Raw genomic sequence first — 14,363 nt, 5'->3', positions numbered from 1 at the left:
CAGTGGCTACTATAGTGTCTGTCCGCGTTCACGCCACCTACATTCGTGCTACCTACGTTCGGCCCGGCGGCGGTTTAGTCTACATACGTTCGGCTTACCGGTGATTCTGTGTTTCGTCGGGGTTTCGTGCAAACAGAATCTCGGCCGCGTGTTGATGCGGTTCGCCACCAGAATCGTCGTCGAAGACGAGGTCGTCCACCCGTAGCACGTCCCAGTCCTCGTAGTAGCCGGCTAGCTCGCCTAGCTCGTAGAAGTACTCGTTTGCCGTCCAATCCGGTGGTGTCGGAACGTCGGGGTGGTCGACGAAAGCGAACAAGACGTGGAGGCCACCGGGAGTCGTCTTCGCCTTGAAGTGCTCGAACTGGGGCTCGCGGTTCGCTGGTCGAACGTACTGGATCGTTCCGGCGGAATAGACCACGTCGACCGGTTCCGGGAGCGACGCCTCGTTCGCGTCGGCTTCGATCGGCTGGATCGTCACATCCCTGTCTTCGGCGAGATGCGCCGCCTTCTCCAGACCGTTTGGAGAGACATCCATTGCGTACACGGTCCATCCCTGTTCGGCGAAGAACACGGCGTCTCTGCCCTCGCCGGCACCAATATCGATCACCGCCGGCGCGTCTGCACGCACCGGTTCGCGTTCGACAGTCTGGCGCGCCAGTTCGTTCGGCTCAGTGCCCCAATAGTAGTCCGCCCGCCCGTAGACACGCTCGCGTTCCTCGGCTCTCATTGGTGGATGCACTCGAGAGGTGAGTATAGAATTACTGGTGAATGTGTACCACGGCAGCGATCACCGGGGCACAGATACTGGCGCGACCGGTACCGGTATAGGCCGGCCGGTCCACACCCCGAGCATGAACGACACGAACGTCACGATCACACCCTCACGCGTCGCGGGAACCGCGCGAGCGCCCCCCTCGAAGAGCTACACCCACCGGGCCATTCTCGCCGCCGGCTACGCCGAGCAGACGACCGTCCGGGATGCCCTCTGGAGTGCCGACACGCAGGCGACCGCCCGCGCTGTCGACCTGTTCGGTGGGAGCGTCGAGCGCGAGGATGGCACACTCGAGATTGACGGCTTCGGTGGCCGCCCTGATGTCCCCGCGGACGTCATCGACTGTGACAACAGCGGGACGACGATGCGCCTCGTCACTGCCGCGGCCGCACTCGCAGACGGGACGTCGGTGCTCACCGGCGACGAGTCGCTTCGCTCGCGTCCACAGGGACCGCTGCTCGAGGCCGTCGCCGATCTCGGCGGCGAGGCGCTGAGCACCCGCGGGAACGGCCAGGCACCGCTCGTCGTCACCGGTCCGCTCTCGGGCGGAACGGTCTCGATTCCTGGTGACGTCTCCTCACAGTACATCACCGCGCTCCTGCTGGCCGGCGCGGTAACCGAGGAGGGTCTCGCGATCGAACTCGAGACAGCACTCAAATCCGCGCCCTACGTCGACATTACGCTCGAGGTGCTGGAGGGGTTCGGTGTCGAGGCGCGCAAAACGGACAGCGGATTTGCGGTCGAGGGCGGCCAGACCTACGACGTGGACGACGGCGAGTACGCTGTTCCAGGCGACTTCTCGTCGATCTCCTACCCGCTCGCGGCGGGCGCTATCGCGGGCGACGACGGCGTTCGCATCGAGGGCGCACACCCGAGCGCGCAGGGTGACACCGCCATCGTCGACATCGTCGACCGAATGGGTGCAACTGTCGACTGGGACCGAGCGGGCGGGACGATCGACGTGCAAGCAGATGCACTCGAGGGCGTCGAGGTCTCGGTGGAGGACACGCCGGATCTGCTGCCGACCATTGCGACGCTCGGAGCCGTCGCCGACGGAGACACGCACATCACGAACGCCGAACACGTCCGCTACAAGGAAACCGATCGCGTGAGCGCGATGGCCGAGGAACTCGGGAAGCTGGGCGTCGAGACGACCGAAGAACAGGACTCGCTGACGGTCCACGGCGACGCGTCGGTACTCGAGGGCGCGACCGTCGAGGGCCGGGGCGACCACCGGATCATCATGTCGCTCGCGCTGGCGGGGCTGGTTGCGGAGGGCGAGACGACGATTCGCGGTGCGGACCACGTCGACGTTTCGTTCCCCGGTTTCTTCGACATGCTGGCAGAGCTCGGCGCGAGTATCGACCGGACGTAGATCGAGGGCTCTTTCACATCGAGCGACCGAGTACTCGACGACCGAATGGAGACCGTTCCGATCGGAGCCGCCATCGATTCCCTGACGATCTTCTTCGTACTCACGACGATGCTGTCGATGGGACTCGAGTTGACGCTCGAGGAAATTCGGGCGTCGCTCGATCAGCGGCGGCTGCTCGCGCGGGCGCTCGTCGCGAATCTGGTACTCGTGCCGCTGCTCGCGTTCGGGCTCGTTCTCGCGGTGCCGATGCGGACCGAGTACGCGATCGGCCTGGTGTTGATCGCGATTGCACCGGGTGCGCCGTTCGGGCCGAAACTCGCCGAACTCTCGCGGAGTGATATCGCCTTCGCAAGTGGACTCATGGCTGTCCTGGGCATCGTCTCGGTCGTCACGATTCCGTTCTCCGTGAGCGTGCTCATGCCTGCAGGCGTCGCCGTCGATCCGGTCGCTATCGCGGAGCTAGTGGTCGTGGCCCAGCTCGTGCCGCTCCTGCTTGGGCTGGGTGTCAACGCGCGCTCGACAAGTCTCGCGACGCGGCTGTATCCGCCGGTCCAGCGGCTTTCGACCGGTTCCCTGATCCTCCTGATCGTGTTGCTGGTGGCCGTCAACGGCGAGGAACTCCTGGGGCTGGTCGGAACCGGGACACTGTTCGTCTCGATCGTCGTCGTGGGAAGTTCGCTGCTGCTGGGGTACGCGTTCGGCGGCCCGGCGCGTACCACGCGAGAGGTGCTCGCGACGACGACTGCAGCGCGAAACGCGGCCATCGCGCTCTTGATCGCAACGGCGAGCTTTTCGAACCCGAGCGTGCTCACGATGATCGTCGCGTTCAGCCTCATCAGTCTCGTTATGTCGGTGCTATTGGCGGGCGAGTGGCGATAACCGACACACCGACTAGCCATACCTGTCTCTCGTCCAGTACTCGCGATACGGCGCGCCTGACTGGACTCGTTGACCACACCCGTCTCGTGTCGTGCTTCGCCGTGTCAAACCACCGATAGCACTTATTGGGACGGTGGCGAAGAACGGGTCATGCTTCAGGAGTCCGTCGAACAGCGACTGCGTGCGACACAACGCGAGCACGTAGGTAGTGTCGAGGCTACCGACGGCGCTACCGGAGACGCGAGCGACCCAAAGCTAGGAGACGCCGACGCTACAGCGTACTGGTTCCCCGCATACGACGACTACTGCGTCGCCAACGTCCCCGAAACCGCGCTCTCGCTGCTTTCGCACTCGAGTTCGGACGCCTTCGACCACCGGCTCCCAGCGTCAGTCTTCGACGGCGTGGACCTCGACGGCATCGACACCGTCGTCCTGTTCCTCCTCGATGGCTTCGGCTACGAACACTGGAAGCGCGACTATCGCGACCACGACCTGCTCGCCCGGATTACAGATCAGGGTGTCGTAACGCCGCTCACCTCTATCTACCCCTCCGAGACCGCCGCAGCGATTACGACCCTTCAGACCGGCGCGCTGCCCGTCGAACACGGCCTTCTCGGCTGGTTCCAGTACCTCGGGTCAGCCGATCAGGTGATCACGACGCTCCCGTTCCTAACGACGAGCGACGAGCCACTCGAGTCGGTCGCACCTGACGCGGACCCAGACGATTTGTTCGACGCCGAGACGCTGTACACCCGGGCGGCCGACAAAGGTATTGAGAGCTACGCGATTCAACCCGAGGCGTACGCGGACTCGGGGTACAGCCGTGCGAGCACGGCCGGCGCGGAACGCATCGGCTACGACGGCCCGGCAGACCTCGCGGCGACCATCCGAGAGGTGTGTGAGTCGTCTGGACCGGGGTCGTCGTCAACCGTAACGTCGGCATCGACGCGGACGCCGACGTACATCTACGCCTACGAGCCGACCATCGACGCGGTGTCCCACGCCGAAGGGACGACAGCCGACCGATACCAGGACGAACTCGCCACGATCACGACGCAGCTCCAGCAGGAATTTGTCGGGCAACTCGAGTCCTCCGCCGCCGAGCGGACGCTCCTGCTGGTGACGGCGGATCACGGACTCGTCGATACCGTACCCTCGGAGAACATCGAGATGGCAACGTGGGGCGACTGGCCGACCATTCGTGAGTCGTTCCGACGCGACGAACACGGTGAGCCGCGGCTGCCGACCGGCAGTCCGCGAAACGTCCACTTCCATGTGCGGCCGGATCGGCTCACGGACGTTCGGGAGCGACTCGAGAGCCACCTTGGAGACGAGGCGGTGATTGTTACTCGTGAGGAGGCACTGGATTGCGGTCTGTTCGGCCCCGGGGTGCCGTCGTCGCTGTTCCAGTCGCGCTGTGGCGACCTGCTCGTCATCCACCGCAATCGCGGGCTGTCGTGGCCGCTGCCGGGCACCGACGAGAGCGCAGTTGGGGACCAGATCGGCCTGCACGGCGGGCTCGCGCGCGAGGAGATGCTCGTTCCGCTCGCGGCGGTGCGACTGGATTCGCTTCGCGGGTAGGGTGGTGGTGAGTGGAGACCGTCTGGTAGTTCTCAACTCGAGTCCATCCGACCGCCAGCAGCGGCGAAAATTCGCAGGGATCCTGCAGGGCTAAGTGTCCGCGTCTCCGAGGGGGTGGCAATGAACGGCAATCGGTTCGGTCGCCTCTTTCAGGTGACTACGTTCGGTGAGAGCCACGGTGAGGCGATGGGGTGTACCATTTCCGGCTGTCCCGCCGGCCTCGAACTCTCTGAGGAAGATATTCAGGCCGATCTGGATCGGCGCAAGCCGGGCCAGTCCATGATCACGACCAGCCGCGGCGAACCCGACGATGTCTCGATCAAGTCCGGGATTCAGGACGGCTACACCACCGGCACGCCGATCGGGCTCGTGATCCAGAACAAGGACGCGCGCTCGGGCAAGTACGAGCCCTTCATCACCGCGCCGCGGCCCTCTCACGGAGATTTTACGTACTCGGCGAAGTTCGGGACGCGAAACTGGGGCGGCGGCGGCCGCTCCTCGGCCCGGGAGACGGTCAACTGGGTCGCAGCGGGCGCAATCGCGAAGAAGTTGCTCGCCCGTGAAGGGATCGAACTCAAGGCACACGTCAACCAGATCGGCGATATCGAAGCACCCGAGGTCAGCTTCGAGGAGATGCGAGAGCACTCCGAGGAGAACGACGTGCGCTGTGCTCACCCCGAAACGGCCGATGAAATGCAGGAACTGATCGAGGAGTATCAGGACGAGGGCGACTCAATCGGCGGCTCGATCTACTTCGAGGCCCAGGGCGTTCCCGTCGGACTCGGTGCACCGCGCTTTGACTCGCTCTCGGCGCGACTCGGGCAGGCGATGATGGCGGTGCCGGCGACGACAGCGTTCGAGTTTGGGCTCGGAACGGAGGCCGCAGAGTGGACCGGCAAGGAGCGAAACGACGACTGGGAGTTCGATTCGGACGGGAATCCGACACCCGTCGAGAACGACCACGGCGGGATTCAAGGCGGCATTAGTTCGGGCGAGCCAATCTACGGCGAGGTGACACTCCACGCGCCGACCTCGATCCCGAAAAGCCAGCAGACCGCCGACTGGGAGACCGGCGAACTGAAAGAGGAGAAGGTCATCGGCCGCCACGACCCCGTTCTCCCACCCCGCGGCGTGCCGGTCGTCGAGGCGATGCTCGCGCTGACGCTGGTCGACTTCATGCTGCTCTCGGGCCGCCTCAATCCCGACCGCGTCGACAACCAGCCCGGCGAGTACGATACGGACTACCACCCGAGTAATCCACAAAACGAGTAGTCCCAGGGCGTTTGTCGTCTTTTTAGGCATTTTGGACCCCGACACGGCACACAGCACGCGCACATATATCGGCCACGCAACAGTACAACGGTCCACATCAGTCACAACAACAGCAACAACAACACCTAACCGGCCGTTCGCCGTGTCTCCGGTATGCACGATTTCCACGTCCACTCGAACTACTCGGACGGGAGCTTTCTCAGGGGCATGGTCCGCGCCGCCGAATCCGCCGGGCTCGAGGGCATCGGCTTTGCCGACCACTGTAACGTCGCCGACCGCGCCGGTGCGAACGGCATGCGCACACTGTACGGCTTCAACCTCGATCTCACCTACGAACGTCGCCGCGAGGGCATCGAGTGCGTCCGCGAGGAAACGTCGATACCCGTCTACGACGCCGTCGAAATGGACTACAATCCGCGTGACGAGGCCGAAATCGAGACATTCCTCGACGATGCCGGCTTCGACTACAGCATCGGCAGTGTCCACACCGTCGGCGGCGAGAACGTCCAGATACTCTCGGCGTTCGCAGAGCGGACCGACGAGGAACTGAACGCTGTCGTCGACGACTACTTCGATACTCTCGTCTCGCTCGTCGAATCGGACCTGTTTGATATCGCCGCCCACGTCGACCTGATCGAACGCACCCCGCCGCTTCGCGGCCGCGCAACCACGGACCACTACCGCCGGGTCGCCCAGGCGTTCGCCGACTCGAGTACCATCCCAGAACTCAACGCGGGCCGGGCGCTCACGGATGCCGAGATCGTCCACCCGTCGTCGCCGTTTCTGTCGACCTTGCGCGAGTACGACGTGCCAGTGACGGTTGGGTCTGACTCCCATCGTCCCGGAGAAATCGGCGAGCGCGCGACGTTCCTCGAGGAGTACGCCGCCGAGTTGGGCCTCGAACCGGTCGCGCCAGCGACGGTACTCGAGTCATAACCTCGATTTTGGCCGGGACTCTGGGGGCAAGGTTCCCGTCCGTAAGCACCACGAAGAGGCCGTTCGCTGGCTCCGCCGTCACTCTGGACCGACGACTTCGACTGTGATCCCCGTCGGACTCTCACAGTAGAGTGCGTAGTAGCCGCCGGCATACGGATGTTGGTCGTCGTAGAGAACGCACGAATCAGCCCGTTCGCGGACACCTGCGGTGAGCTCGTCGACCGTTGCTCGGGACGCAGCGTGGAACGCGAGGTGGTCGAGTCCCGGCGCGCGTCGGTCGAACGGGTCGTCCGTGTCGGTCTCTTTGACGACGATGTATGTCGGCCCGTTGATCCAGGAGCGGCCACCCGCCCACTCGTTTTTGGGTTCGTACTCGAGTGCGCCGAGCAGCCAGTTCCAGAAGTCGACCGACGACTCGAAGTCTGTGGTGCAGAGTTCGACGTGGTGGAGCTGGCCGGCGTGTTCAGGTGTGGCGTGGTCCGGTGCGGCGTGGTCAGATGTATCGTGGTCGGTGTCCATGCGTTCACCGTGTCGAACTATCAACCAATGAACGACCCGGTGCGAGATAGGAGGAGACGCATCAAAGAACGTACCAATCCATCTATGGTGGTGGTAGGACACTAAGGCTACTGGGTCTCTTCGAACGATTCGCCGTGACGGACCTGCAGTTCAGACTGATACTCGGGACTGCGGGGGTCGGATACGCGTGTACTCTCGTCCTGGTCGTGCAGACAGTCGGGCAGGACGGTGGCGTCCGTCTTGGGTCGCTTGCTGGAGTCGTGATTGGTGCGGGTCTTGGGTACGGTGTGCACAGACTGCTCCAATGATGGGTGCACATGTGCTCGTTCAACAACGCAAATAGTGTCACGTATCGGACTTTATCGGGGGTGAAAATGTGGACAACTCTGCACAGTTTCGCCCGTTTAGTAATGATTGTTCGTAGGGGTTAGCTCGGTGAGTATAGATTCTTCACGATAGATCCTTGGTAATGTATAGCAAAGGCTTTAGGGCAAGTGGGGCAAATTTCCGCTACGGTTGGCCTACTGGCCACTGATTTACTATGAGCGACGACGAACTTATCTGGCGAATCGCAGGGGGTTCCGGTGACGGGATCGACTCGACGAGTCAGAACTTCGCAAAAGCGCTGATGCGTTCGGGGCTCAACGTATTTACACACCGCCACTATCCATCGCGGATCCGGGGCGGCCACACGTACGTCGAGATCCGAGCCGCAGAACACGAGGTACAGTCACGTGGGGATGGTTACAACTTCCTGCTCGCGCTGGGTGACTCCTTCGCCCGCAACCCGCAGGAAGAGGCCTACTACGGCAACGAGGAGATCAAGCCCCTCTCGGAGAACCTGGACGAACTCCGCGAGGGCGGCGTCATCATCTACGACGAGGGCCTCGTCAGCGAGGACGACGTCGAGGCACTCAACCTGGAGGAGCGTGCCGAAGAGAACGACTGGCACGTTTTCCCGCTCGATCTGCGCGGCCTCGCCAAGGAACACGGCCGTGAGGTCATGCGTAACACCGCTGGTGTCGGCGCGACCGCCGCGCTGCTCGACATGGACCTCGAGCACATCGAGGACCTCATGGCGGACGCCATGGGCGGCGACGTACTCGAGGCAAACCTGGATATTCTCCACGAGGCCTACGAGGATGTCAACGAGGAGTACGAGTTCGAACACGACCTCCGCGTGCCAACGGGCGAACACGAGACCGAGCAGGCACTGTTGTCGGGTTCGAACGCGATCGCCTACGGCGCAATCGACGCCGGCTGTCGGTTCATCGCCGGCTATCCGATGACGCCGTGGACGGACGTCTTCACCATCCTCAGCCAGAACTTCCCAGACATGGGCGGGATCTCCGAGCAGGTCGAAGACGAGATCGCTGCCGCTGCGCTGGCCGTCGGTGCCAGCCACGCCGGCGTGAAGGCCATGTCCGGTTCCTCGGGCGGTGGCTTCGCGCTGATGAGCGAACCGCTCGGCCTCGCTGAGATGACCGAGACGCCGCTCGTGCTCGTCGAGTCGATGCGTGCCGGTCCGTCGACCGGGATGCCGACGAAGCCCGAACAGGCCGACCTCGAACACGTCCTCTACACGAGTCAGGGAGACTCCCAGCGCGTCGTCTTTGCGCCCGGGAACATCGAGGAAGCCTACGAGCAGACCCGCATCGCGTTCGACATCGCGTGGGACTACCAGATCCCGGTCATGCTCATCTACGACCAGAAGCTCTCGGGCGAGAACAAGAACGTCGACATCGAGTTCTTCGACCGCGAGCCGTCGCCGGATCTGGGCTCGACGCTAACCGAAGAAGAGCTGAAGGAGGCCGCACATGACAACTCCGGGAAGTTCAAGCGCTTCAACTACGAGACCGCCGAGGACGGCGTTGCGCCGCGCTCGCTGCCCGGACAGAAGAACGGGCGCTACCTCGCGACCGGCAACGAGCACAGCCCGGTCGGCCACATTAGCGAGGACCCCGACAACCGCGTTGCCCAGATGGACCGGCGTCTCGAGAAGCTCGAGGCGATCCGGACCGAACTCGACGAGGAACGCGACTCCACGCAGACCTACTTCGGTGAGGAAGACGCTGAGTACGGTATCATCACGTGGGGATCGAGTCAGGGTGCCGTCGAAGAGGCAATCGCTCGCCTGAACGCAGACGGTCACTCCGTCCGCGGGCTCAGCGTCTCGGACATGATGCCGTTCCCGGAGCAGGAAGTGACGGAGTTCCTCGAAAGCGTCGATGAGGCGATGGTTGTCGAGATGAACGCCAGCGCGCAGTTCCGCGGCCTGCTGCAGAAGGAACTGGGTCGCTTCGGCGAGAAGCTCACCAGCCTCCTCAAGTACAACGGCAACCCGTTCGAGCCCGCCGAGATCGTCGAGGGCTACGAGGTCAACGTTGCCGAGGAAGAGCGCGAACCGACCGCACAGGTCCGAATCGAACCCGCTGCAGGTGACTAACACAGATCCATGAGTGCTTTCAACGCAATCGGAGACGAACGAGAGATCGACCGGGACGAGTACACGCCCGGTGTCGAACCGCAGCCGACCTGGTGTCCGGGCTGTGGCGACTTCGGCGTCCTGAAGGCGCTGAAGCAGGCCCTCCCGGAGGTCGGCAAGACCCCGGAGGAAGTGCTAACCGTCACCGGGATCGGCTGTTCCGGCAAGCTGAACAGCTACCTCGACACGTACGGCTTCCACACGATCCACGGTCGTTCACTGCCCGTGGCTCGCGCCGCCAAACTGGCCAACCCCGACCTCGAGGTCGTCGCCGCCGGCGGTGACGGCGACGGCTACGGGATCGGTGGCAACCACTTCATCCACTCGGCCCGCGAGAACCACGACATGACCTACATCGTGTTCAACAACGAAATCTTCGGGCTGACGAAGGGCCAGACCTCACCGACCAGTCCCAAGGGCCACAAGTCGAAGACCCAGCCATCCGGCAGCGCGAAGACGCCGCTTCGCCCGCTGTCGATGTCGCTGAACGCCGGCGCGAGCTATGTCGCTCGCACGGCCGCGGTCAACCCGAACCAGGCCAAGGAGATCATCAAGGAGGCCATCGAACACGACGGCTTTGCGCACATCGACTTCCTGACCCAGTGTCCGACCTGGAACAAGGACGCACGCCAGTACGTGCCCTACGTCGACGTCCAGGAGTCCGACGACTACGACTTCGATGTCCACGACCGGACCGAAGCCGCCGAAATGATGCGCGAGACCGAGGACGTCCTCAACGAGGGCACCGTCCTCACCGGCCGCTACTACGTCGAAGAGGACCGCCCATCCTACACCCAGGAGAAACAGGCTGTCGGCGAGATGCCCGACCAGCCACTCGCAGAGCGGTACTTCGACGACGACGCCGAGTGGGAACGCAGCTACGACCTGCTCGACCGTCACAAGTAACCCGCCGTCGGGTCGAACTTCAGTTTCGGCCAGCAGTAGTACTCGAGTTCGATTTTTTATGGCCGCCTACTCGAGTAGCCGTCGCGCTGCTTTTTCGGACACCGGCCCCACACGTTGTCGACTGGTTTTCACGAATAGTACGGACGGGTGACGATAGAGGGACGGATCGATGCACCGAGCGTCGGAACATCAGGACACCAGCACATCGAGCCGCGAGTCAGCGACAGCCGAGTTGCTGACCGATCTCGAGTGCAGTGTCATCACCGAACTGGTTGTCGACATAGACCGAATAGTACTGCTCGCCACAGGGCCACTGTAGTTCCGTGCCCTGCGGGGTCTGTTCGAGTGAGCCGGTGGCGTCTCCGACGGGCACATCGTGGCCGTTCGTCGCGAATTCTCGCGGACCGTCACTCGTCGTAACCGAAACCGTGCCGTCGCTCCCGCTTCGGTAGAACACCGAAACCTGGATGCGGTCTTCGTCGGCGAACTCGTAGCTCGTGACACCGTCGAACATGACGTCGTCAGGGAGTGTACTCGGACGAGGTTCTGCGACCGCGAACGGAACGGTTTCCTCGGCATCGGCGACCGACTCGTGGTCCTCAATCGTCGGCAGCGGGAGGAAATCGGTGTCGGTCTCGTCGTCCGTATGCGGCGGCTCGGTTTCACCCTCGTGCTGGGTTTCGCCATCACCGACGTTTGCAGCGGGCGGCGTAAACTCGAACAGGTCATCGTCGAACTCACCGTCGATCGTGAGGTCCGTGTATGTCGTCTCGAGGAGCAGGTCGTCGCCTGCGATCTGGTGTTTGACCGGGAATAGCGTCTCCTGGTCGAGCCAGACCTCGACGCGGTCGACGCCCAGTTCCGATGGCTCCTCAGTGGTCGAGAGCGGGAGTTCGTAGGCAGTTTCGCCGACGAGAATAGCAACAGACTGGTCGACGGTTTCGTTCGCCGGTGGCTCGAACGTGAGATGGTAGCTGTCGCGGTCCACAACAGTTGTCTCCGTCGCGTCAACGAGGTCATACGCCGCGAGATAGCGCTCCTGTTGATCGTAGAAGCGATCAAGCCGCGCCGACACGTCGTGGTCTGTCTCGATGGCCGTCGTCGAGCCACTAGCGCGGTCGTGATGCCACCGAGTTTCTCCGTTGCTGATGGTGAGGACCCCCGGATCGTCGTCCGAATCGGTGACCGGATCGATTCGGACGGCACCATCGTCGCGCAGCCAGATCTCCTCTGTGCGTTCGTGAACGTTTCCGTCGACTTCTTCGCGGATTTCGACGGTTGCACTCACCTCGGCAGGTTGATCCGTCTCCTCGAACTCGGTCTGGATATCGCTCGCGGAGAGGTCGTCAGCGAGCGGTCCCGTACAGCCTGCGAGAAGGACTAGAAGCGGAACGAGAATGACCACCAGATAGTGGCGAGTTGGTACTCGACCGTCAGCTGGGAGGGACATACAGACTCGTTGAACCGCGCCACCTATTAGCGCACCGATGAATTACTGCACACACTTAGTCACCGCGGTAGCCGTAGCCACGAGCGAACAGCTTCGTGACGTAGCTCAACACGAGCAGCGCAACGATGAGCGCCCCGAGCAGGAACGGATCGAAGCCGTACAGCAACTGGTGGGTCGCGTAGGCGACGACGAGGCCACCCATCACGAGCGCAGTGCCGCCAGCCCAGCGGGACACGTACGCCGGATCGACCGACTCGTCGTACTCCGCGTGGAGGTCGGCACGGCCGCGGACCGCGATGAGATAGCCGAGATATAGGATCAACCCCCCACAGACGTACCAGACCACGGCAGCGATGACGTTCGGGTCGACCATTCGTTCGTGAGGGTCCGGCAAGCACCCGAATAAACCCGACGATACACCGTCTACTCGCCATCTCTGATACTGCTACCGCTAGTCGATCCGACCTTTTTCGTATACAAAAGATATTTTCCCATCCGAGCAAAAGTATCGCACATGAGTACCCAGGCGACGGAAGATCGGATCCTGGAGGTTCTCGAGCAGGACGCCCAGGCGTCCTACGCCGAGATTGCCGACCGGGCCGACGTCTCGAAACCAACGGTCAGAAAGTACATCAACCAACTCGAGGACGACGGCGTCATCGTCGGCTACTCGGCCGACATCGATCCAAAGAAGCTCTCGAGTAAGACCATCGCGCTGGTCGGACTCGACGTGGCGAGCGAACGCTACGTCGAGGCGACGAAGACGCTCAAGGAGCTGTCGGAGATCGAAGCGCTGTACAGCTCGAGTGGCGACCACATGCTGATGGCGGAGGTGCGCGCTGCTGACGGCGACGAACTCGGCGAGTTCATCTCGGAGGAGATGCTCGAAATCGACGGTGTGACGGCAGCACACCCATCGTTCTTGCAGGAGCGGCTCAAGTAAGTCTTACGTCTGGGTTACCCGAACGCGACGAACGGACGATTCTAACGGCAGGGTACTTGACCTTGACCTTGACCTTGACCTTGACCTTGACCTCGGCCCCGATCTCGACCTGCGGCCGTTCTCAGACCGCCGATGGTTGAGACGCCTGACCGTTCTGGAGTTGTGAAACAGGGATTACCGCATCATCGATCGATCGACGAAGATATCTTCGTCCGCAGAGAGCCACGCCGTCAATCGTTCCTCTGCCGTCCCCTCCTGGGGCACGAGCGTCCATCGGTTCGGCTCGTCTTCGTGTTGAACGACGATCCGTTCAAGTACTGCTTTGGGATCGGACTCAAGTACATCGTCGGTTGAAGACATGTGTTCAGTGGCGGCTGATGCCGGTGATGGAGAACCGGAGAGAACGCGGGCGTTTGGTTGGCGCTGGTCGGTATCGTCGTCGTGTTCGGGACTTGTCGTTGGTTTGGACGCTGATTCAGTACCTGTTTTCGTGTCAGAATCGGTATCGCTATCGGTATCGGTATCAGTGTCAGTGCCGGTAACGCGCTCGCCGTTTCGCTCGCGGTGACTGTTTGTCATGGATAGCTTGTCTCTCGTGCCGCGGTTCGTGTCCGTGCGGACAGATCAGTGGATGTCGGCGCGGCCCAAAGACGCTTCTAGTTGGTGTATTGTGATATCATGGCGACTATTGAGCAGTGGGGAGGGGTCGAGAACGGGGCAAACGACTGCTGGGAACGACGTGCGTCTATACGTGTTGCTCGAGGCACTCGAGGCCCAGTCGTCGCCCAGTTTGAGTGTCTCAAGCAGTTCCTCGAGGGCGTCAAGACAGCCGTAGAGATCACTAATTACGTACACGTCGTAGTTTGCGAGATCGAGACGTAAGTGATCGAACGGGACCGAACCGGCTTCCAACGAGATAGCGGTTGTTACCGGTTACTTACTGCAGAGTCCAGTTTGGCCCGGATAAGCCAGTTGGATGTACTGTAGACAGGAATACATAGCCGAACGGAGTCGGCTTCAGGACCAAAAACCAGGTCGTCTTTTAGCGTGTCGAGTAGTCTGCTTCCGTCTCGAGGGGAGCAGCAAGATCTCACTCGAGTGCCGACACGAGCGAACTCGACGTCTGTTCCGTGAGCGAGTGGGCGTTCGATCGGTTCCAGCTCTGGGTAGCTGTTATGACTGATTCCAGACCGAGTGACGGAGCGCGAGTACCGGCCTGGTTGAACGCCACGACCACCTAGATGT

15 protein-coding genes are annotated in these 14,363 nt (G+C 62.4%); 8 read left to right on the top strand and 7 right to left on the bottom strand.

What is annotated here, in order from left to right:
• Positions 1–94: 94 nt before the first annotated feature.
• Positions 95–727 (bottom strand): methyltransferase domain-containing protein, encoded by a 633-nt coding sequence (locus C482_RS16865; protein WP_006168979.1) that lies wholly within the window; start codon positions 725–727, stop codon positions 95–97.
• Positions 728–851: 124 nt separating this feature from the next.
• On the opposite strand from C482_RS16865, the gene aroA reads away from it, so the two are divergent.
• The 5 genes from aroA (at position 852) to C482_RS16840 (ending at position 6,815) form a co-directional block, all read left to right on the top strand.
• The gene (gene aroA / locus C482_RS16860; RefSeq protein WP_006168978.1) at positions 852–2,147 is read left to right on the top strand and encodes a 3-phosphoshikimate 1-carboxyvinyltransferase; all 1,296 of its coding nucleotides are present in this window, start codon (positions 852–854) and stop codon (positions 2,145–2,147) included.
• 45 nt (positions 2,148–2,192) lie between these two features.
• Positions 2,193–3,026 (top strand): bile acid:sodium symporter family protein, encoded by an 834-nt coding sequence (locus tag C482_RS16855; protein ID WP_006168977.1) that lies wholly within the window; start codon positions 2,193–2,195, stop codon positions 3,024–3,026.
• 150 nt (positions 3,027–3,176) lie between these two features.
• Complete coding sequence (locus tag C482_RS16850; protein ID WP_006168976.1) at positions 3,177–4,607, top strand: alkaline phosphatase family protein; 1,431 nt, start codon at positions 3,177–3,179, stop codon at positions 4,605–4,607.
• A 120-nt stretch (positions 4,608–4,727) separates the two neighbouring features.
• Positions 4,728–5,879 carry a chorismate synthase gene (gene aroC / locus C482_RS16845; protein WP_006168975.1) on the top strand — a complete coding sequence of 384 codons (1,152 nt, stop codon included), beginning with the start codon at positions 4,728–4,730 and terminating at the stop codon, positions 5,877–5,879.
• A gap of 153 nt (positions 5,880–6,032) precedes the next feature.
• Positions 6,033–6,815: a PHP domain-containing protein gene (locus C482_RS16840; protein WP_049896908.1), complete on the top strand. Its 783-nt coding sequence runs from the start codon at positions 6,033–6,035 to the stop codon at positions 6,813–6,815.
• Positions 6,816–6,893: 78 nt separating this feature from the next.
• Here C482_RS16840 and C482_RS16835 read toward each other — a convergent pair whose 3' ends face one another.
• Together C482_RS16835 and C482_RS22045 are read right to left on the bottom strand one after the other, a co-directional pair.
• Positions 6,894–7,334: a VOC family protein gene (locus C482_RS16835; RefSeq protein ID WP_006168973.1), complete on the bottom strand. Its 441-nt coding sequence runs from the start codon at positions 7,332–7,334 to the stop codon at positions 6,894–6,896.
• A 107-nt stretch (positions 7,335–7,441) separates the two neighbouring features.
• Entirely contained in the window at positions 7,442–7,627 is a 186-nt protein-coding gene (locus C482_RS22045; protein ID WP_193787761.1) for a hypothetical protein, read from the bottom strand.
• 248 nt (positions 7,628–7,875) lie between these two features.
• Here C482_RS22045 and C482_RS16825 point away from each other — a divergent pair, with 248 nt between their 5' ends.
• Both C482_RS16825 and C482_RS16820 read left to right on the top strand, forming a co-directional pair.
• Positions 7,876–9,780: a 2-oxoacid:acceptor oxidoreductase subunit alpha gene (locus C482_RS16825; protein WP_006168971.1), complete on the top strand. Its 1,905-nt coding sequence runs from the start codon at positions 7,876–7,878 to the stop codon at positions 9,778–9,780.
• Positions 9,781–9,789: 9 nt separating this feature from the next.
• Positions 9,790–10,725, top strand: a complete 936-nt coding sequence (locus C482_RS16820; protein WP_006168970.1) for a thiamine pyrophosphate-dependent enzyme — start codon at positions 9,790–9,792, stop codon at positions 10,723–10,725.
• Between the two features lie 217 nt (positions 10,726–10,942).
• Here the strand turns inward: C482_RS16820 and C482_RS16815 are convergent, their stop codons facing one another.
• Together C482_RS16815 and C482_RS16810 are read right to left on the bottom strand one after the other, a co-directional pair.
• Positions 10,943–12,175 (bottom strand): LolA family protein, encoded by a 1,233-nt coding sequence (locus C482_RS16815; protein ID WP_152422037.1) that lies wholly within the window; start codon positions 12,173–12,175, stop codon positions 10,943–10,945.
• 55 nt (positions 12,176–12,230) lie between these two features.
• Entirely contained in the window at positions 12,231–12,548 is a 318-nt protein-coding gene (locus C482_RS16810) for a hypothetical protein (protein ID WP_006168967.1), read from the bottom strand.
• A gap of 141 nt (positions 12,549–12,689) precedes the next feature.
• Between C482_RS16810 and lrpA1 the strand changes: the two genes are divergently transcribed.
• Positions 12,690–13,118, top strand: a complete 429-nt coding sequence (lrpA1, locus tag C482_RS16805; protein ID WP_006168966.1) for an HTH-type transcriptional regulator LrpA1 — start codon at positions 12,690–12,692, stop codon at positions 13,116–13,118.
• 174 nt (positions 13,119–13,292) lie between these two features.
• On the opposite strand, the gene C482_RS16800 is transcribed toward lrpA1, so the two are convergent.
• Positions 13,293–13,697, bottom strand: a complete 405-nt coding sequence (locus tag C482_RS16800; RefSeq protein WP_006168965.1) for a DUF7511 domain-containing protein — start codon at positions 13,695–13,697, stop codon at positions 13,293–13,295.
• A 45-nt stretch (positions 13,698–13,742) separates the two neighbouring features.
• Positions 13,743–14,030 (bottom strand): hypothetical protein, encoded by a 288-nt coding sequence (locus C482_RS16795; RefSeq protein WP_006168963.1) that lies wholly within the window; start codon positions 14,028–14,030, stop codon positions 13,743–13,745.
• Positions 14,031–14,363 lie beyond the last annotated feature (333 nt).

Source organism: Natrialba chahannaoensis JCM 10990 (assembly GCF_000337135.1).
GTDB classification, from domain to species: domain Archaea; phylum Halobacteriota; class Halobacteria; order Halobacteriales; family Natrialbaceae; genus Natrialba; species Natrialba chahannaoensis.
Note: the sequence above shows the minus strand (reverse complement) of the source record. Positions and strands in the feature narration are given on the sequence as shown.